Genomic DNA, 19,481 nt, shown 5'->3' with positions numbered 1-19,481 from the left:
TTTATTTTAATACCCAAATTGACTCACTTTCTTTCCTTGCGATGCTCATAAACCGATAGTTAATGTGACGAAAAGCCCTGTACACCAGCAGAGTAAGGATGACTGTGTAAAAAATCTCCGGCACGATGATCCTGTACAAATAGGTTCCAAGCCCCAATCGCCCTCTGAGAAGAAACTGCAGTCCGTAAACCGCAAGATTATATACCAGATCTGCAACGGCTGCCAGGCACATGGGAACCTTGACATCATCGTCATAGTAGATCCTGTGGGCATATCCGCTGAAAAAGCCGATATACATATAGATCAGTGCATAAAAACCAAACAGAGAGCCATAAAACAAATCCACTAAGAGGCCGGAAAAAAAACCTGTCCAAAGCCCGCTCTTTCTCCCCCTCATCAGGCCCATGGATACACAGAGCACCAACAGCAGGTTCGGCGTAATGGAACCAATAGAGATCAGATCCATGACCGTACACTGTAAAAGGAAGCATATGATGATCGTAAAGAAAAGAACAACCTTACTCTTCATCCGTGCCTCCCTCCGTACTGTCCGCTGCAGTCGTTTCCCCGGTAATGCTGTCCTGTTTATTCACAGTAATGACAAACACATCCTTGAGATGCAGAAAATCCACAGGCGTTACAATCGTTCCGTTTTTGGTCAGATTATTGCTGTCCTGTTCCACTTCATTTACATAGCCGATAAAAAGCCCCTCCACATATTTTTCACTGATATTGGAAGTAACAATACGCTCTCCCACCGTCACTTTATTTTCCTGGTCGTAAAGCTGCTCAAACCGGAGCTTTCCTTCATCGATCAGCTCCAGGTCACCCAGGACCACACAGTTGTCCGATGTGCTTACCGTCATAGCGCTGACACTGCTGCTGTCATCAATGATAGAGCGGACAGTGGCCCAGCTTGGACCTACCTCTGTGACAATACCTACCAGTCCCTTTCCGGCAATTACGTTGTTGTCTACACGGATTCCGTCATTGGAGCCTTTATTTATCATAAAAGTATCGTACCAGTTGCCTGGATCCTTGGAGATGATTTTTGCCGCGACCTTAGGATATTCCGAATATTCCTCATCAAGCTTGTAAAGCTCCTTCAGACGCAGATACTCCCCCTGGTCCTGGATCAGCCGGTTATTCTGGGCAGTCAGACTGTCAATTTCTGCCTGCAGCTCTTCATTTTCCATCAGAAGATCCTGCTTATCCCGGAAACTGTTTCTGATATCTGTGATCATACCTCCGATCGCGTTGATACTTTTTTCAAAAGGTACCACAAGAACTCCGGCAGCTTCCTGCAGCGGTGCAGAGGTCACGCCGGACGCAAAGGTAGCCACAATGCAGCAGCCGCAAAACATGGTCATGATCGCCAACAAGTGTTTACTTTTTAAATTAATTCGAAAATGAACTTTCTTTTTCAGGTTTTTCATCAATGGTACCCCTAAAAAACTATAATTTTCTCTGTGTAATAGGCTGCGCCCATTTACTCAGCTCCTTATCACGGATGATCTTTTCCAGACCGCTTACCGCAGAGGTCTCATACAGATCAGACAGATTGTAGGCAAAACCGGTGTAGCTTGCAAGATATGTATCAATATGAGGAATCCTGGTGCTTCCGCCTGTCAGGTAAATCCCTTCTTTTGCAATCTGATAGGCAATCTGTGGAGGTGTCCTCTCCAGAAATGTCTTCATCTCCGAACCGATCTCATTTACGCAGTTCATAATTCCTGCATTTACCACATAAGACGACACGATCTCCTCTCTGGGAAGCCCGGAAACACTGTCGATTCCCACAACCTTCCGTGCCTGCTTATGCTGGTCAGCCAGCCGTCCCATTACAAGCTTTAAACGCTTCCCGGTGCGGGTGCCGATCTGAAGGTTGTAACGCTTACGCACCTCACTGCAGATTGCCTCGTTCATCTGCCGTCCACCTATGGGTATTTTTTTGCTGATGATGATCTTTCCTCCGGTGATGATGGAAAACTCTGTGCTCTGGGCACCGATGTTTACCACCATGCTTCCCTCGTTTTTCTCAATATCAACACCCATGGCAAGGGCATCCGCAATGGGAGCCTCAACCATGTAAACGCGGTTTTTGCGGAGCCAGTGGCCGTTTGCCACCTGATAGTAGGCGCGTTTTTCAACAGCAGTCATATCAAGAGGCACGGAGAAATACATCACGGAACCAATACTGAGGATTTTATCAATTTTTCTCATCATACTGTAAAGTACGATCTCCTGCAGTTCCAGATTGGCTATCATGCCAAAAGCCATCGGCGAACTCACGGAAATGTCTGTCGGTGCTTTTTCGAACATTTCATACGCTTCGTTGCCCACGGCTATGATCCTGCGTCCCCTGGACGCAATCATATTTTTCTCGACGTAGCTCTTATTACGAATAGAGGAATAGACCTTTACGGAGCTGCTTCCCAGGTCGATTCCATAGGTTTTATCAAACAGCATATATCTGTCCCTTCATCACAAATATTCCTTCATTAACCCCTGTGACCGGAAACTGAAATACCTCTGGTCGCCAATGATAATGTGATCCAGAAGACTGATCCCCACAAGCTCTCCGGCTTTGAAGATCTGCTCTGTCACCGCAATATCACAGTCGCTCGGCGACGGATCTCCGCTTGGATGGTTGTGAACCAGGATCAGGCACACGGCCCGATATCTCAACGCCTCTAAAAAAATCTCCCTGGGTGTTACCAGGGTGGCATTGGCGGTTCCTTTTGTAACCAAATGCTCCCCCAGCAAATGGTTTCTGTTGTCAAACATCATCACAAACAAAAGCTCCTGTTCTTCATGACGGAGCCGTTCCATATAATATCTGGCAATTGTTTCGGGATCGCGAAAAGAAATACGCGGCTTTGCTGCCGCACTTGCCATCCGCTTCGATAACTCCCCGATACATTTTAGCTGGATAGCTTTTACCTTTCCGATTCCGTTTACCTTCATCAAATCCTGGAGGGACAGTCTCATCAGTCCCAAAAGTCCGGGATATGCAGTATCTTTTGTAAGACTCAGAACTTTGTTTGCCAGAGTAAGAGAATTCATCCCCTGTGTACCGCTGCGCAGGATCACAGCAAGCAGTTCGCTGTCGCTTAAAGCCTCCACTCCCTCGCGGATACACTTCTCATACGGTCTCTGTGCCTCCGGCAGTTCCTTCATGGTATCCTTTACCATTTCATGATTCATAAATATTATCCTGCCGCTCTCAAAGCAGTTCGGAAAACTCGCAATTTCTCATAAAAAGACACATATGCCTTTTGCCCCGATGATAAATTGCAGACTTATTTTAGCATAAAAAAGGAGAGATGTACACTCTCTCCTAAAAATTTCTAAACTTTTTAGAAATGGATTCTGCGATTTTTATGCCGTCCATGGCAGCGGAGGTGATCCCGCCAGCGTATCCTGCACCCTCTCCGCAGGGATAGATCCCGCTTAAATTTGCCTGCAGGCTGTCTTTATCCCGTACCATGCGCACAGGGGACGAGGTCCGGCTTTCCACCCCGCTCAGCAGCGCGTCCGGGCGGTCAAAGCCCGGGATCTTTTTTCCAAAGGCAACAATGCCTTCCTCAATAGAATCGCCTACCTCCTTCGGCAGAAGCCCACGCACATCTGTCAGAGTATATCCGCCCTTGATACAGGGAGAAACCTCACCAAGCGTTTCGCTTGGCTTGTGCTGTCTGTAATCTTCAAAAAGCTGCACCGGAACTTTTCCTTTTCCGGCTTTCCAGGCAGCTCTTTCCAGCTCCCGCTGAAATGCCACGCCGCCCAAAGGTCCTTCTTCCGGGAAATCCTCCGGCGTCACAGTCACGATCATAGCACTGTTTGCATTTCTGCTGTCCCGTGCCTGGTAGCTCATTCCGTTTACTGCCAGCATCTCCTGTTCCGAGGAGGCATTTACCACATAGCCGCCCGGACACATACAGAAGGAGTACACACCCCTGCCATTTTTGCAGGTATGGGTCACCTTGTAGCTGGCAGCTCCAAGCTTCTCATTTTCTTCTTCGCCATACAGCGCAAAATTTACCATGTTTTGTGGATGCTCAATGCGGACTCCTACGGCAAAGGATTTTGGTTCCATATAGAGTCCCTTCCCATTCAGCATGGAAAAGGTGTCCCTGGCACTGTGCCCGGGAGCAAGCACGCAAATCTGGGCTGGAATCCGTCTGGAGTTGTTTATTTCCACTTCCTTCAGTACATTGTTTTCAAAGATCAGGTCTGTCACCTTGGAACGGAACAGGAATTTACCGCCCATTTCTTCTGTCTGGCGGCGCATGGCTTCCACGATCCCGATAAGCACATCGGTTCCAAGATGCGGCTTTTGCTGGTAAAGGATTTCCTCAGGCGCGCCAGCCTCCACAAACCGCTTTAAGACCTCGTGGTTCCGTCCGAATGGGTCTTTCACAAGGGTGTTCAGTTTCCCGTCTGAAAAGGTACCCGCACCCCCTTCTCCGAACTGTACATTGGAATCCGGGTCGAGAACGCCGTCTTTCCAGAACTTCTCCACGGTAAGCTGACGCTTTGAGGCTTCCTCGCCCCTTTCCAGTACCAGTGGTCTGTATCCTGCCCTGGCCAGGTACCAGGCGCAAAACAGCCCTGCCGGTCCGCTTCCTACTATGACGGGCGGATGAGCAAGAGGCTCCTCTCCCGGTTCCGGAAAAAGGTATGGCTTCTCGTCAATTAACATAATATTATTATTGCGAACCTTTTTTAGAAGCTTCCCTTCCATACGTTTGTCTTTCAAAGTGACATCAACTGTATAGACAAATTTTTTGTCATCCTTATGCCTTGCATCCAATGACTGCTTTTTTATTTCGAAAGTAAAATCTGTACCGCCGCAGCGCAGGGATTTTGCAATCTTATTCTGAAGCTCCTTCTGCGTATGGCTGATGGGCAGCTTTAATTGGGAAATCCGAATCATAGCATACTCTCCGTTTATGATAAAATCTCTGCGGCATGAGATCCTGCGCAGGCACCGCTGGACCATGCCCACTGCAGATTATAACCGCCGCACATTCCGTCAATATCCAAAAGCTCTCCGGCAAAATAAATCCCCTTGTTCAGCACAGATTCCATGGTCATGCAGTCAACCTCTGCGGTGTCCACTCCGCCGGAGCACACCTGCGCCTGGGCAAAAGACATTCCCCCTGTAACCTTAAGCGGAAATGCCTTGACCGCTTCCGTAAGGTTTTTCTGTCCTGTCAGGACCTTGATCAGCTTATCCGGAAAAATTCCCAGGAGAAGCTCTTTTTCGCTTTTATACGGGCAGCTTTTCCGGCGCTCTTCCAGAAATCCCGGGAAACTTTCCACGGCAATCTCAGGAAGAAAATCCACATTCAGAGAAACTGCTTTCTTTTCATCCAGCGCTCTGACCGCGTAACGGCTGATCTGAAATACAGGGATCCCGGAAATCCCGTATTCCGTTAGCTGCAGTTCTCCTCGCTCCCTGTACAACGGTTTTCCGTCGATACACAGAGTCACTTCTCCCTCTGTACGCACCCCTGCCCAGGCTGAAAATCCCTTTCCCTGGCATTTTAGTGCAGTCAGTGCAGGAAGAGGCTTTATCACATGATGCCCAAGAGCCTCCGCAAGCAGATAACCGCTTCCGTCTGAACCGGAAATTGCAGAGGCTTTGGAACCGTTAGCCAGGATCACAGCCTCTGCCGGGTAATGCCAGCCTTCTGTATAAACCTTCCAGCACTCTTCACGCCGGATTCCGGTCACCTTTTCATTTGTTTTTATTTTTACTCCAAGGCTCCTTGCTTCCAAAACCAGGACATCCACCACGCTTTGAGCCTGACCGCTTCTGGGATAGAGACAGCCGTCCCTGTCCGTAAAATATATGCCCATTTTTTCAAAAAAGCTTCGGGTATCCTGCTGGGAAAACTGTGAAAGCGCCCCTTGGACAAATTGCGGATGGCTGCCTCTGTAGGCATCTTTGGGCAGCTTCGTATTACTCAGATTGCATTTTCCGTTTCCTGTGGCGCATATTTTTTTGCCTGGCTTTTCATTCTGCTCCAGAACCGTTACTTCTGCGCCCTTTCTGGCTGCCATGATCGCCGCCGTCAATCCGGCTGCGCCGCCGCCTGCCACTACCACTTTTTTTCTGCTCATGGTAACTGTACCAGCTCCTTTTCCACCAGCTTCTGCAGAGACATCATAACGCCGAATTTTGCATGCTCCCAGGTCAGACCGCCCTGGAAATATACGGCATACGGCTCCTTCAGCGGGCCGTCAGCAGAAAGCTCAATGGAGGAGCCCTGTACGAAGGCTCCGGCAGCCATGATCACCTGACTGTCATAGCCCGGCATATCCCATGGTTCCGGATCCACGTAGCTGTCCACCGGGGCTGCAGCCTGGATTCCCTTACAGAAGGCAATGAGTTTTTCTGGACTTTTCAGAGTTACTGCCTGGATGATGTCCTGACGTGGCTCTGTAGAATTGGGAACTACGGGAAATCCCAGTTTTTCATAAACATTGGCAGCAAATACCGCGCCCTTCAACGCGCCTTTTGTCACCATAGGCGCCAGGAAAAACCCCTGGTAAAAGGAACGGTTCACACCCAGGGATGCACCGACCTCCATTCCAAGTCCCGGGCAGGTCATGCGGTAAGAAGCATTTTCCACGCATTCCTTTGTCCCTGCAATATAACCGCCAATAGGCGCAAGACCGCCTCCCGGATTTTTGATCAGGGATCCAACGATCATATCTGCTCCTACATCGCTTGGCTCAATGGTATCTACAAATTCCCCGTAGCAGTTATCTACCATACAGATCACATCCGGCTTGATGCTCTTTACAAATGCGATCAGCTCACCGATCTGCTTTACAGAGAAAGACGGTCGTGTCTGATATCCCTTTGACCGCTGGATCTCCACAAGTCGAGTTTTTTTATTGATCGCTTTTCGGATGTTTTCATAGTCAAAGGTTCCGTCAGGAAGCAGCTCCACCTGGCGATAGGTAACACCGTATTCAGCCAGCGAGCCTTTTGCCGGACGGATTCCGATAACCTCCTCCAATGTATCGTAGGGCTTGCCTGCCGGAGCCAAAAGCTCATCGCCGGGACGAAGGTTTCCAAACAGGGCGATCGCCAGTGCGTGTGTTCCGCAGGCAATCTGAGGACGCACCAGGCAGGCTTCGGTGTGAAATGTATCTGCGTAAACCTTTTCCAGCGTGTCCCGTCCATAGTCATTATAGCCATAGCCGGAGGAGGAACCAAAGCATTCCTCACTGACCCGGTTTTTCTGCATGGCAAGCAGGACCTTCATCTGGTTGTATTCCGCTACCTCATCGAATTTTTTAAATCGTTCCTTTAAGCCCTCTTCAATTTTATGGCAAAAATCATAGACCTGGGAAGAAATCCCAAGCTGTTCGTATAATTCCTTCATAATCGTCTCCCTTATCCATTGATGATGCCTTTTTTCCGGCAGCATTCCTGCATATATTCCAGAATCTTTTCATCATCGTATTCAAACTCATTTTTATTGACCCAGGTGACCGACGGCTCCCGCCGGAACCAGGTAAGCTGACGTTTGGCAAAGTGCCTGGTGTCCCGCTTCAAAATGCGCACCGCTTCATCCAGGGGATACTCCCCATCCAGAAAATCCAGGATTTCTTTATAGCCAAGCCCCTGCATGGAAACCATTCCCCTTTTACAGCCCCTGGCTTTTAAATCCTCCACCTCTTTTACAAGACCGCTCTCCATCATCTCATCCACCCGCCTGTCGATCCGCTCATAAAGAAGCTCTCTTGGGGCGTTAAGCACAAAATATGCCAGGTTATAGGGACTTGTCCGTTCTTTCTGTTCTTCGTTGTGGCTGGAAATGGGGGTACCGTTCTGATGATAAAACTCCAGCGCCCTGATAACACGCTTCACATTGTTTGCATGAATTTCCTCTGCACTTTTGGCATCCACTTGCTTCAGCATCTGATGGAGAAATTCATTGCCTTTTTCTGCGGCGAGAGCCTCCAGCCCCTTGCGGTAGCCGTCCTCCTGGACCGCTTCCGTAAAATCAATATCTCTTGTAATTGCCTGGATATAAAAGCCCGTTCCACCCACCAGGATCGGGATATGTCCATGGGCGTAAATCTTTTTCATGGCATCCTTTGCCATCTGCTGAAATCTTACAATATGGAATTCCTCCTCCGGTTCCAGCACATCAACTAAATAGTGGGGCACTCCCTCCATCTCTTCCTGACGGATCTTGGCGGAACCGATATCCATGTATTTGTAGACCTGCATGGAATCCGCAGAAATAATTTCACCACCCACAGCTTTTGCCAGGGAAATGGACAGCTTTGTCTTTCCCACAGCCGTGGGTCCGGTGAGAACTATCAAAGGCTTTTTCATCGCGACCTCCAAAGTTAAATTCAGACGATTCTCTTAAATTTCTTTTCTATCTCTGTTTTTGTCATGGCGATAATGGTAGGACGGCCATGAGGACAATGATAAGGATTCTCCAGTGTGAGAAGCTCATCGATCAGTTTATCTGCTTCCATTGGAGAAAGTTTATGGTTTCCCTTCACTGCTGCCTTGCATGCCATTGTCGCAAGCCTTGCGGTAAAAAGATCCAGTGCATCCTTGGCACCTTCTCCAGCCAGATGATCCAGCATTTCCAGGAACAGGCTTTCCTCATCAAAGCCATACAGATTGGATGGCACGGCACTGATGCAATATTCCTTTCCGCCAAAAGGCTCGATTTCAAAACCAAACTCCTGAAAATATTTCTGATTGGCGTTTAAAAGTGCTTCCTCCTCCATATTTAAGGTCACCACCAAAGGCGGACTTAAATACTGGGATTCAATGGTCTGTTCCTTGAATTTTTTCACAAAGCGCTCATAATAAACTTTCTCATGAGCTGCATGTTGGTCTATGATATAAAAATTGTTTTCAAATTCCACAAGCCAGTAGGTGTCAAAAAGCTGACCGATCAGCTTATGACGGCTTCTTGATTCCGGTGCCAACAGCTTTTCCTCAAACAGTTCAAGCTGTTTGGGCTGCGCTTCAGAAGCTTCCGGTTCCGGTAACATCGACATCTCCGGCATTTTTTCTGTTTGCAGAGATTTGTGTTCTGGTTCTTCTGCCGATTCCAACTTCCGGGCTGCTGGCGTTGCATTCTGGCTAGCCAACTCTATGTTCTGGTTGATCGACTCTATTTTGGAGTCTATTGGTGCTGCTTTTTCGACTGGAGGCTCCAGATTTGCCTCTGTAGCCTTCTTTACAGGATTTCTGAGGCTTCCGTCAAACAGCTCCTCCTCTTCCTTTGTGAAGGGTGCGTTCTGATATTCCGTTTTCTCCCGCAAAACAGAAGCTCGCTGCATATCCCAGGACGGCTGGGTGCTTGCAGGCTGGGGCCGCACGCTCTGCGGGGCTGCTGTGTGCTGTACAGGCTGCGGCGCAGGCATGGTCTGTTCACGCCTTTTCACCTCAAAAGGCTCCGGAACCGCCCCGGTCTTAAGCTTAACCGATTTTTCGGGGCGTCCCTCCCTGCCCACCGGGACTACCGGGATCATTTCCCTGTGGGTCAGCGCTTTTCGCACCGCCTCGTAAATCCCTTCATAAACCTCTGTCCCTCTTGCAAAACGCACTTCCAGCTTTCGCGGATGTACATTCACATCAAGGTCATTTCCCGTCATCTGGATATGAAGAGACACAAAGGGAAACTTATGCTGCATCACAAAGCCTTTATAAGCATCCTCAATGGCTTTTGTGATAATATTGTTTTTTACATATCTGCCATTTACGTAATAATTCTCAAATGTTCTGTTTCCTCTGGAAATCTCAGGCTTCCCGGCATACCCTTCCACTTTCATGAAGTCATTTTCGTAGGAAACCTCCATCAGAGATTTTGTGATATCCCTGCCGTAAATATTGTAGATCACATCCTTCACACTGTAATTTCCGGATGTGTGAAGCTTCACCTGCTTGTTCTGGATATATTTAAAAGAAATCTCCGGATGGGAAAGGGCAAGCTGCTCCATCAGGGAAGCGATATAATTGGCTTCCGTCATATCTGACTTGAGAAACTTGCTGCGGGCCGGTGTATTGTAAAACAGATTCCGCACCAAAAAGGTAGTCCCCTCCGGTGCGCCCATCTCCTCAATCTTCTGCTGTACGCCTCCCTCGATCACATAGCGGACTCCGCTTAAAGCGGCAGGCGTTTTCGTGATCAGCTCCACCTGGGAAACCGCCGCAATACTGGAAAGAGCCTCGCCGCGAAAGCCCAAAGACACAATGTTTTCCAGATCCTCCACCTTTTCGATCTTGCTGGTGGCATGGCTCAAAAACGCTACCGGGACCTGATCCGCCTCCATGCCGCTCCCGTTATCTGTAATACGGATCAGCTTTTTGCCGCCGTCGGAAATCTCTACCGTCACGGCAGTTGCTCCCGCATCAATGGAATTCTCCACAAGCTCCTTCACCACGGAGGAGGGCCGCTCCACTACCTCTCCGGCAGCGATCTTATCTATGGTATGCTGATCTAAAACTGCGATTTTTCTCAAATTCATCACCATCTGTTTTTAATCTTATTCTGAAGGTTATACAGGATATTCAGCGCCTCCATCGGGGTCAGGTTGCCGATATCAAGGTTCTTCAGCTCCTCGATGATATCATTGTCCTGAACCGTATCAAAAAGAGACATCTGTGCCATATCCACCTGGTCATAGACGACCTTCTGCTTTTTCTTCGGCGCGGTAAGATCCTTCACGGCTGCCGTAATATCCGCATCGCTCAGCTCTTCCACCAGCTCCTTAGCTCTCTGGATCACAGGCTCCGGCACTCCTGCGAGCTTCGCCACCTGGATACCGTAGCTCTTATCGGCTCCGCCCTTTACGATCTTTCGAAGAAAAACAATGTCGTCACCCTTCTCCTTCACCGCAATACAGTAATTGTTTACGCCTGAAATCTTTCCTTCCAGCTCTGTCAGCTCATGATAATGGGTGGCAAATAAGGTTTTTGCCCCGCACAGCTTTGTATTGCTGATGTGCTCGATCACCGCCCAGGCAATGGCAAGACCGTCAAAGGTACTAGTACCACGTCCGATCTCATCCAGGATCAGAAGGCTTTTGGCAGTGGCGTTGCGCAGGATATTGGCAACCTCCGTCATCTCCACCATAAAGGTACTCTGCCCGCTTGCCAGATCATCGGAGGCCCCCACACGGGTGAAGATCCTGTCCACAATGCCGATGGAAGCTTTTTCTGCAGGCACAAAGCTTCCGATCTGCGCCATGAGAACGATCAAAGCGGTTTGACGCATATAAGTGGATTTTCCTGCCATGTTCGGTCCTGTAATGATAGATACCCGCTTTTTACCGCTATCCAGATAAGTATCATTTGCAATAAACATATCGTTTTCGATCATCCGCTCCACTACTGGATGACGTCCGTTTTTGATATCGATCACGCCGCTCTCATTAACCTTCGGGCGCACAAAATTGTTTCTCTCTGCCACCAATGCAAGGGAAGCAAATACATCAAGCGCTGCAATGGCCTTTGCTGTCCGCTGGATCCTCAGCACCTCATCTCCAACCTTGTCGCGTACTTCTGAAAAGAGCTCATACTCCAGGGCATAAAGCTTATCCTCCGCGCCCAGGATCAGATCCTCCAGCTCTTTTAATTCCTCTGTGATATAGCGCTCCGCATTGGCAAGCGTCTGTTTACGGATATAATTGTCCGGCACCTGGTTTTTAAAGGTGTTGGTAACCTCCAGGGAGTAGCCGAATACACGGTTAAATTTGATCTTAAGTGATTTGATCCCTGTACGGTCCCGTTCCTTTGCCTCAAGCTCCGTGAGCCACTTTTTGCCATCAGTACGGGAACGACGGAATTTGTCTACATCCTCATTATAGCCCTCACGGATGATGCCGCCGTCCTTCTGCGCCAGAGGAGGATCCTCCACAATAGCGCTTTTGATCAGCTCTGTCACATCCTCCAGACTGTCCATGTCCTCATTGATCTGCTGCAGGATAGGCGCCTGAAAATCTTTTAGAAGCTGTTTGATGTAAGGTATCATTTCCAGTGAGGAGGCAAACGCCACCAGATCCCTGGGATTGGCGGATTTGTAGCTGATCCTGCTTACAAGACGTTCCAGGTCATAAACCGGGTTTAAATATTCCCGGATCTCGTCCCGGAGCATAGGCATCTTGTTTAATTCTTCCACAGCAGTAAGCCTGCGGTTGATCTCCTCCGCATCGATCAGCGGCTGCTCCACATAGGCGCGTAGGGTTCTGGCGCCCATTGCCGTTTTTGTCTTATCAAGCACCCAGAGAAGGGAGCCTCGTTTCTGTTTTTCCCGAAGTGTCTCCACCAGCTCCAGATTTCTGCGGCTGGAGCTGTCGATCAGCATATATTTTTCCGCTGAATAGGGACGGATGCTGGTCATCTGGGACAGAGCTGTTTTCTGTGTATCTTTCAGGTACAGAAAAAGTGCTCCTGCCGCAATAATGCCGCTGTCATAATCCTGGATCCCCAGCCCATCCAGATTGCTGACATGAAAATGTTCTTTTAATACCCGTCTACATGAGTCATCATCAAAAAACCAGGAATCCAGCGAAAAAATGCAGATTCCCAGCCTGCTTTTCAAATCCTCGGCATCTATGCCGCTCATATAAAAAGCGTCATTGCAGATGATTTCCGCAGGAGTGAATTTGTTGATCTCATCCAGAAGCTTCTGTGCACTGGGCACTTCTGTGAGAAAGCAATCTCCTGTCGTTATATCTGCTATGGCGCAGCCGAAATGGTCTTCCACGGAAACAATGGACATCAGATAATTGTTCTTGCTCTCATCCAGAGAAGTGGCATCCAGGGTAGTACCCGGTGTCACGATACGGATAACCTCTCTCTTTACAAGGCCCTTTGCCTTTTTGGGGTCCTCCACCTGCTCACAGATTGCTACCTTGTGTCCTCTTTCAATCAGTCTGTTGATATAGGTCTCCGCTGCATGGTAGGGAATGCCGCACATAGGTGCCCGTTCCTCAAGACCACAGTCCTTTCCCGTAAGGGTAATCTCCAGCTCCTTTGTCACCAGCAGGGCATCATCGAAAAACATCTCATAAAAATCCCCCAGCCGGTAAAAAAGGATACAATCTTTATATTCTTCTTTTGTTTTTAAATATTCCGTCATCATCGGTGACAACGCCATTAATCTCCACCGCTCCTTTATCTGCGCATTTTCGCGCTTTTTTTATATACATTTTCCAAAATCAAATGCCATTAGGATATTCCACACCCTCCGGCAGTGTATCCCATTCGTTTAGCCCAAGGCTCTGCTTAAATCTTGCCTGCTCCATGGTCAGTTCCGGAAGATCCTCCTCCAGATATTCCATAAGCTCGCTGATGCCTTCTCTCGTCACATTATTCACCAGGAAGATCCGCTCGCACCCGGCATTGATCATCCACTGCCGGACCATGGGAACATTGGCGTAGGGGGAATCTGTTTTTGTGATAATGCCGATCAGTGGACGGAGAATAAAGGAACGAAGGCTTGCGCTGAACAGATTAAAAGGTTCATCCGCTGCCTGGACGATCGCCACAACGTCTGCCTCAAAGGAAAAGCAGGCCAGACCCACGCTGAACCGCTTGGATTCCGCATACTCTCCAGGGGAATCGATGGTATCATCCTTTGTATTTGTATACTGTGTTTTCACATAATGAAGCTCTTCGCCCTTTAGCGCCTGGGTCAGGGAAGTTTTTCCCGCTTCGCTTCTGCCCATCAAAAATAACTTTTTCATTTGCTATCCTTCCCTGCTCTCAGCTTTTTTGAATCTGACAGGTCTTAAAATTCAATACCTCATGAAAGAATCTGACCACCTCTTCCACAGCGGTCTGTACCTGCGACAGTCCTCCGGTGATGATCAGAGACCCGCAGAACCGGTCCATAAAACCGATCTGTACGTCTGCGCTTTTCACAGCCACATCCGCAGCCACCACAACAGCCTCCCATGGTGTAAAACGTATCAGACCGATGGATTCACCTCTGTGATCCTCCCCTTCGTGAACGCCAATATGAAGACCCAGATTCTGGTAGATACATTCCTGTGACGGACTGATCACATGCGCCAGGCATACTTCCTTTCCCGGAACCCGGACACGAGTCATACGCAGCTTTTTTCCCTTCAGATTCTCATAATCATCCTGGAACAGTTTTTCCAACAATTCTTCCTTTGTGATCCGCTCCATGGCTCCACTTCCTATCTCTTTGTAATATTGCAGACAACATATCCCAGAGAATCCCGGAAATAGTCCACAATCTCCGTCATAGCGGAAATCACATCCGCGATCTCTCCGGTGATGATCAGTGTTCCTGTAAACCGGTCCGCAAATCCAAGGTATACATTTCCGCTTTTAACTGCAATATCCGATGCGATTACAGCAGATTCCGGCGGAGTCATATTCATGATTCCGATCGCCGATGAACGGTAGTCCAACTGGGGATTCAACCCAAGCTTCTGGTATATGATGGGAGCCGGGCCGCCCATCACATGTGCAAATGTGATCTCTTTTCCTGCCACGGTTTCCTGCACGATCCTTATCTGTTCTCCATGTTCTTTTGCCATTTATTGGTTCCTCTCTTTCAGAAATTTGCATTAGGCATTCCTGTAGTATCTTTCACGTAAAACTGACTCTTTTAAAATGATACTATCAGAAAATTCTTCTGTCAAGTTGAATCGTAAAGATAATTCAGCCGGAAAACGCCGCAAGGATCTTGTGCATGCTGCCAGCGGCGGAGTATGTAAGAATGGCTTACCATATCACTTATCCGATGCCTTTACCTCAACCAGGATCGTGTGCTGGGGATTTCCTTTTGCATAGGGAGTCATGCGCTGGGAGGTCAGCACATTAATAGAACCTCCCAGGTCAGTACCATCCTTGTCCGGCCGGTACCATGCCCCCTGGGACAGGGCGGTGATCCCTTCCATGATCCGGTCCGTAACCTTGACCGGGATACGGAGCTTTCCTCTGTCGTTCCATACATCAACCAACTGACCGCTGCGGATATTCCGTTTTTGTGCGTCTGCAGGATTCATCCACAACTGCTGTGGATCCAGCTTGTGCATAGAAGTATTATTATCGTGAATGCTGTGGCAGCGGCGCTTTGTATGCCATCCGATCAACTGCAGGGGATATTTTTCCCTCAAAGGATCTGTGAATCCTTCCGGCGGCTCTGTGTACCGTGGAATCGCGGGCATAAATTCAGGATATCGGGAAAAATAGATCTTCTTTGAGAATATCTCAATCTTTCCACTTTCTGTAGGAAAAGGATATTTCCCGGGATCACGGCATTCTTTTTCAAAGGCGATTTCATAGGGACTGTTTTTATAGCGATAGATTCCCGCCTTTTTAAATTTCTCATAGGCTGGAAGCTCCGGCTCTGTCTTTTGCAGCTCCTTATACATATATTCCAGCCACATTCCCTCTGTTTTTCCTTCGGTAAAGGATTCTTTCAATCCCAGTCTGTCCGCCACCTCTGTCAGCCAGTCATATTCCGCCCTGCACTCATACAGGGGCTCTATGACCTTATTGTTAAAGCCCAGAAAATCACCATATTTCCACGGCATGGTAATATTTTCACATTCAAACATGGATACACCCGGAAGCAAAATGTCCGCAAATTTGGCGCTTGGTGTCATAAACAGGTCGCTGCAAACAATGAACTCACATTTGGATGTATCCTGCAGAATGCTGATGGTACGGTTAATATCCCCATGCTGGTTGATCAGACAATTTCCGGCAAGATTCAGGATCATCTTGATATCCTGATCCAGCTTCTCTCCGCCCCTCACACCGTCAAAGGAGGTCATCTCATGTCCGCGCAGCACAGCATCCGTCCAGGCGTACACCGGAATCTCTCTGCCATAGGGATTTTCCGGCATAGGAAAAAACGGTTTCTTATGGCGTGAGAAATCTCCTGTACCGCTTGCCCATCCCCCGGAGATTCCTACATTTCCGGTGATGCACGCCAGAAGGATCCCGCCTCTGACAGCCTGCTCTCCATAGGCGTGACGCTGTGCCCCATAGCCCTGGATCAGCGCAGCCGGCTTTGCTGTAGCATAACGTATGGCAAGCTCCCGTATTTTTTCGGCGGGCACTCCCGTGATCCCTTCCGCCCACTCCGGTGTTTTGGAAATGCCGTCCTTTTCCCCTGTCAGATAGGAAAGATAGCATTCCGAAGGGTCTACGCCTTCCGGCATATGCTCCCGGTCAAATCCCAGACAGCAGCGATCCAGAAACTCCTGATTCAGCAGCCCCTCCTTCCAGATCACCCACGCCATACCATCCGCCAGCGCACTGTCCGTGGCAGGGCGCAGAGGAACCCACTCTGCGTCCAGTTCCAGCACTGTATCGTTTTTTCGGGGATCTATGACAATAATGGGAATTCCTGATTTTCTTGCCTTTCGCAAATGATACATGGTAACGCTGTCAAATTTCGTCTCGGAAGGATTATGTCCCCACAGCAGGATCAGCTTTGCGTTCATCCAGTCGCTGGTATCCTGTCCTGTATCTGTAGTTCCATACATCAGCTCCGTCGCAGGACGGATACATCCTGTACTGTAGGAGTTGTAGTAATCCAGAAAGCCTCCGTCCAGGCTAAGAAGCCGCTTTGCCAGCGTCGGCGCGCGAAACAGGGCGGAAATACCCCAGGCATAGTTCACATACCGGGATCCAGGGCCATAGGTATCCCGGATTCTGATCCACTGGGATGCGATGATATCCACAGCCTCCTCCCAACTGATCCGGGTAAACTTTCCTTCTCCCCGTTTTCCGACCCGTTTCATGGGATAACGGAGCCTGTCCTCTCCCAGAAAGGTTTTGTGGTAGTTCATTCCCCGTACACATGCAGTTAGAGGAATGCCCTGGCATTCCTCCTTACTGTCTGTAGTCAGCTTTTCTATTTTTCCATTCCGCATATGCACATGTATCACGCAGCGTCCGCCGCAGTTGTTCCTGCCTGTTGTATGGATAACCTGAATCTCGTCCATCATTTCCTCCGTATGCTACAATTCTGTCCGGTATATTTATGACTGCTATTGTAACATATGGAGATCATCCGTCAAGCATTTTTCATCCATGCAAAAGCCTTCCGACATTCCGGATACATTCCCCTGCCCCAGTAAATTCACCATTTCAATGGCAGATAAAGCACAGTCATATCCCTTGTTGCCGGATTTGCATCCCGCACGGGAAATTGCCTGCCCTCAGCTCCTCAATTGCCTCTTCAATCGTGTTGTATTGCTGACTCATATTTTTCTCCTCTCTATTGTAGATATTCCTCTAAAAATTCCATGGTTATGTCGGAGGATACGGAGCTTTTCTGTTCCGGAATACGACTCTTTGCTTCTGGTCATATTCCAATTAGGGATTGGCATTTCCAGCTTCTCACTAATTCCGGCAATTGTCAATTCACATCTTTAACTGTCATCTAACATAAATTCAAAAAGAGAGTAATAACACTCTGCTGTGTGCTATATACTCTCTCTTTTGACAATTTTAGTATCTCTGCCGATGACCTATCAAAACGTTGAAGTAAGCAAAAACTTAAGCCATTCATTTTCAAAAAAATTATTAAGCTCATGCCCATGCTTCGGATAAATCTTGTCTATCTTGGGACAATTCAGATGGTTGTATACCGCAAACTGGCAGGAGGGCGGAGATACCAAATCCTGCAGGCAGATACTCATCAGCACGGAGGTTTTTGCATAAGATGCAAAATTTACCCCATCCATATAGTCAAGCTTCGCGAATGTCTCGTCCCCCTTCTCGTTCAGAGAGTCCTTCCATCTAAAGTAATAACGAAGTCCTTCATAATATCCTTTGTCAAAATCCATATCCCAAACCCTTCTGTAATCACAGAGACAGGGATAATGAAGACCGCATTTTGTTACAGAAGGCTCAAAAGCAGCGCAGGCGAGAGCAAGGGCAGCTCCCTGTCCCTCCCCGTAGCAGATCAACTGCTCCGGATCAATGCCCGGAAGTTTTTTCGCTGCTGAGACTGCGGTAAGAGCATCTGTGTAAAGCTTGTACAGGTACATTTCTTCCGGTTTTCCGCTAAGTCCGTGAAACAGAGGTCCATATGCCGTGATCCCTTTTTGCACATAAGGACTGTTTGACAGTCCGCCCTGGCCTCTGCAGTCCATTGCCAACACACTGTATCCGATCGCCGCATACCTTGACAGGTGCATCCAGCTTCTTGATCCTCCGGGAAAATCGTGGAACTGGACTACAAGCGGCGTATGGGAAATGTTTACAGGATGGATGAATTTTCCTTTTAATTCCAGGCCGTCCAGCCCACGAATAGTCACATTCCAAAATTCCATTTCCCTTTGACTGCTTTTACGCCTTTCCAGCACCAGCGTGTCCCCCAGCGGCTGTACCTGCTTCCAGGCTCTTTCCCAGAACTCCCAGAAATCATCCGGCTCCTGTGTTGTTCCCTGATATGCTATCAGCTTTTCCAGGCTCATATCTGTTCCAGGCATGACCCATCATCCTCCTTTCCCAGAAATTCAATTATCATATCATCGAAATAACCGATTTCCTCATGGGAGTATTCCGGAAATATCAAGTGCCGCTTCGGTGCCCTGATCTTGTGATATACGGCAAACTGCGTGGACGGCGGGCAAATATCATCCAAAAGTCCCGTTCCAAACAATACAGGGCAGGTAATCCTTTCCACAAAATTCTGCACATCAATATATCCTAGCTTCATAAACATCTCATCCCGCCTTACTCCTGCAGGATCAAAATAACGTCCGTAATACCTAAGTCCGTCATATACAATCAGATCCCTGTCCATCTCCCAGGCCCTTTTATAATCGGATAAAAAAGGATAGAGCACGGCACACCGTTTGATATATGCCGGATTCAGCGCTGTGCAGACAAGCCCCAATGCCGCTCCCTGGCTGGCTCCATTGACATAAATACGCTCAGCATTGATCTCCGGCAAATCCAGTGCAATCCGCACCATCAGACAGGTGTTTAAAAACATTTCCACGTAATACATATTCTCCACAGGCCCGTCGATCCCCATCACAATATGATCAGACGACATGGTTCCCGCTCTTTTTCCCTCGTCGAAGCTGCTTCCGCCCTGCCCGGTGCATTCCATCACCAGCACGGCATAACCTGCTCCGGCAAGAGAGCTAAGCTCAAACCATCCCCTTGCAGCACCGGGATACCCGTGAAACTGCAGTGCCACAGGTATTTTATCTTCCCGCACAGGTCTGATATACTTGGCATGGATATCGTCCCCATTCACCCCCTCCACCCAAAGGTCGTAAAATTCAATCCTTTCTGTGCAGGGGATTTCTGCCCTTTCCAATCTGTAACGCAGCGGACAGTCCCATGCCCGCTTTTTCTGCCTGACCCAAAAATCCCAGAAATCTCCCGGGCAGGGACTGCTCCCATTATACTGCTTCAATTGTTCCAGCGACATATCCTTTGCCGGCATGATCGTTTGCTCCTTCCA

16 protein-coding genes and 1 pseudogene are annotated in these 19,481 nt (G+C 48.6%); all 17 read right to left on the bottom strand.

Annotated features, from left to right (window positions below):
* Position 1 precedes the first annotated feature (1 nt).
* Entirely contained in the window at positions 2–529 is a 528-nt protein-coding gene (gene mreD, locus ACESZH_RS11020; protein WP_373214998.1) for a rod shape-determining protein MreD, read from the bottom strand.
* Positions 519–1,436 carry a rod shape-determining protein MreC gene (mreC, locus tag ACESZH_RS11015; protein ID WP_373214996.1) on the bottom strand — a complete coding sequence of 306 codons (918 nt, stop codon included), beginning with the start codon at positions 1,434–1,436 and terminating at the stop codon, positions 519–521. The genes mreD and mreC overlap by 11 nt, the downstream gene beginning before the upstream one ends.
* Before the next feature lie 19 nt (positions 1,437–1,455).
* Positions 1,456–2,469, bottom strand: coding sequence for a rod shape-determining protein (locus ACESZH_RS11010; RefSeq protein ID WP_373214994.1), 1,014 nt, complete (start codon positions 2,467–2,469; stop codon positions 1,456–1,458).
* A 15-nt stretch (positions 2,470–2,484) separates the two neighbouring features.
* Positions 2,485–3,207: a DNA repair protein RadC gene (gene radC / locus ACESZH_RS11005; protein ID WP_373214992.1), complete on the bottom strand. Its 723-nt coding sequence runs from the start codon at positions 3,205–3,207 to the stop codon at positions 2,485–2,487.
* 133 nt (positions 3,208–3,340) lie between these two features.
* On the bottom strand, positions 3,341–4,939 hold the full coding sequence (locus tag ACESZH_RS11000; RefSeq protein ID WP_373214990.1) for an NAD(P)/FAD-dependent oxidoreductase: 1,599 nt from the start codon (positions 4,937–4,939) through the stop codon (positions 3,341–3,343).
* 14 nt (positions 4,940–4,953) lie between these two features.
* A complete protein-coding gene (locus tag ACESZH_RS10995) occupies positions 4,954–6,132 on the bottom strand; it encodes an NAD(P)/FAD-dependent oxidoreductase (protein WP_373214988.1) in 1,179 nt (392 codons plus the stop codon).
* Positions 6,129–7,406 carry an aminotransferase class I/II-fold pyridoxal phosphate-dependent enzyme gene (locus ACESZH_RS10990; protein ID WP_373214986.1) on the bottom strand — a complete coding sequence of 426 codons (1,278 nt, stop codon included), beginning with the start codon at positions 7,404–7,406 and terminating at the stop codon, positions 6,129–6,131. Before ACESZH_RS10990 ends, ACESZH_RS10995 begins: the two co-directional genes overlap by 4 nt.
* An 11-nt stretch (positions 7,407–7,417) precedes the next feature.
* On the bottom strand, positions 7,418–8,368 hold the full coding sequence (miaA, locus tag ACESZH_RS10985; RefSeq protein ID WP_373214984.1) for a tRNA (adenosine(37)-N6)-dimethylallyltransferase MiaA: 951 nt from the start codon (positions 8,366–8,368) through the stop codon (positions 7,418–7,420).
* A 20-nt stretch (positions 8,369–8,388) separates the two neighbouring features.
* A complete protein-coding gene (mutL, locus tag ACESZH_RS10980) occupies positions 8,389–10,521 on the bottom strand; it encodes a DNA mismatch repair endonuclease MutL (RefSeq protein WP_373215088.1) in 2,133 nt (710 codons plus the stop codon).
* A gap of 5 nt (positions 10,522–10,526) precedes the next feature.
* Positions 10,527–13,160 (bottom strand): DNA mismatch repair protein MutS, encoded by a 2,634-nt coding sequence (gene mutS, locus ACESZH_RS10975; RefSeq protein WP_373214982.1) that lies wholly within the window; start codon positions 13,158–13,160, stop codon positions 10,527–10,529.
* A 61-nt stretch (positions 13,161–13,221) separates the two neighbouring features.
* Positions 13,222–13,749, bottom strand: a complete 528-nt coding sequence (locus ACESZH_RS10970; RefSeq protein WP_373214980.1) for a EutP/PduV family microcompartment system protein — start codon at positions 13,747–13,749, stop codon at positions 13,222–13,224.
* 19 nt (positions 13,750–13,768) lie between these two features.
* The gene (locus ACESZH_RS10965; RefSeq protein WP_373214979.1) at positions 13,769–14,197 is read right to left on the bottom strand and encodes a BMC domain-containing protein; all 429 of its coding nucleotides are present in this window, start codon (positions 14,195–14,197) and stop codon (positions 13,769–13,771) included.
* Positions 14,198–14,208: 11 nt separating this feature from the next.
* Positions 14,209–14,574, bottom strand: coding sequence for a BMC domain-containing protein (locus ACESZH_RS10960; protein ID WP_373214977.1), 366 nt, complete (start codon positions 14,572–14,574; stop codon positions 14,209–14,211).
* 195 nt (positions 14,575–14,769) lie between these two features.
* On the bottom strand, positions 14,770–17,001 hold the full coding sequence (locus tag ACESZH_RS10955; RefSeq protein WP_373214976.1) for a DMSO/selenate family reductase complex A subunit: 2,232 nt from the start codon (positions 16,999–17,001) through the stop codon (positions 14,770–14,772).
* Positions 17,002–17,121: 120 nt separating this feature from the next.
* Positions 17,122–17,211 (bottom strand): annotated as a pseudogene (locus tag ACESZH_RS10950) (6,7-dimethyl-8-ribityllumazine synthase); the annotation flags it as partial.
* A gap of 318 nt (positions 17,212–17,529) precedes the next feature.
* A complete protein-coding gene (locus ACESZH_RS10945) occupies positions 17,530–18,492 on the bottom strand; it encodes an acetylxylan esterase (RefSeq protein ID WP_373214974.1) in 963 nt (320 codons plus the stop codon).
* Positions 18,474–19,463: an acetylxylan esterase gene (locus ACESZH_RS10940; protein ID WP_373214972.1), complete on the bottom strand. Its 990-nt coding sequence runs from the start codon at positions 19,461–19,463 to the stop codon at positions 18,474–18,476. The genes ACESZH_RS10945 and ACESZH_RS10940 overlap by 19 nt, the downstream gene beginning before the upstream one ends.
* Positions 19,464–19,481: the final 18 nt, after the last annotated feature.

Source organism: Ruminococcus sp. 5_1_39BFAA (genome assembly GCF_964240875.1).
Lineage (GTDB): Bacteria > Bacillota > Clostridia > Lachnospirales > Lachnospiraceae > Blautia_A.
The sequence above is the reverse complement of the archived record's forward strand: the minus strand, read 5'-3'. Positions and strand labels throughout refer to the sequence as shown.

Coding starts and splice junctions, on each gene's coding strand:
- mreD (WP_373214998.1), bottom strand. CDS start 529: ATGAAGAGTAAGGTTGTTCTTTTCTTTACGATCATCATATGCTTCCTT.
- mreC (WP_373214996.1), bottom strand. CDS start 1,436: ATGAAAAACCTGAAAAAGAAAGTTCATTTTCGAATTAATTTAAAAAGT.
- ACESZH_RS11010 (WP_373214994.1), bottom strand. CDS start 2,469: ATGCTGTTTGATAAAACCTATGGAATCGACCTGGGAAGCAGCTCCGTA.
- radC (WP_373214992.1), bottom strand. CDS start 3,207: ATGAATCATGAAATGGTAAAGGATACCATGAAGGAACTGCCGGAGGCA.
- ACESZH_RS11000 (WP_373214990.1), bottom strand. CDS start 4,939: ATGATTCGGATTTCCCAATTAAAGCTGCCCATCAGCCATACGCAGAAG.
- ACESZH_RS10995 (WP_373214988.1), bottom strand. CDS start 6,132: ATGAGCAGAAAAAAAGTGGTAGTGGCAGGCGGCGGCGCAGCCGGATTG.
- ACESZH_RS10990 (WP_373214986.1), bottom strand. CDS start 7,406: ATGAAGGAATTATACGAACAGCTTGGGATTTCTTCCCAGGTCTATGAT.
- miaA (WP_373214984.1), bottom strand. CDS start 8,368: ATGAAAAAGCCTTTGATAGTTCTCACCGGACCCACGGCTGTGGGAAAG.
- mutS (WP_373214982.1), bottom strand. CDS start 13,160: ATGGCGTTGTCACCGATGATGACGGAATATTTAAAAACAAAAGAAGAA.
- ACESZH_RS10970 (WP_373214980.1), bottom strand. CDS start 13,749: ATGAAAAAGTTATTTTTGATGGGCAGAAGCGAAGCGGGAAAAACTTCC.
- ACESZH_RS10965 (WP_373214979.1), bottom strand. CDS start 14,197: ATGGAGCGGATCACAAAGGAAGAATTGTTGGAAAAACTGTTCCAGGAT.
- ACESZH_RS10960 (WP_373214977.1), bottom strand. CDS start 14,574: ATGGCAAAAGAACATGGAGAACAGATAAGGATCGTGCAGGAAACCGTG.
- ACESZH_RS10955 (WP_373214976.1), bottom strand. CDS start 17,001: ATGATGGACGAGATTCAGGTTATCCATACAACAGGCAGGAACAACTGC.
- ACESZH_RS10945 (WP_373214974.1), bottom strand. CDS start 18,492: ATGCCTGGAACAGATATGAGCCTGGAAAAGCTGATAGCATATCAGGGA.
- ACESZH_RS10940 (WP_373214972.1), bottom strand. CDS start 19,463: ATGCCGGCAAAGGATATGTCGCTGGAACAATTGAAGCAGTATAATGGG.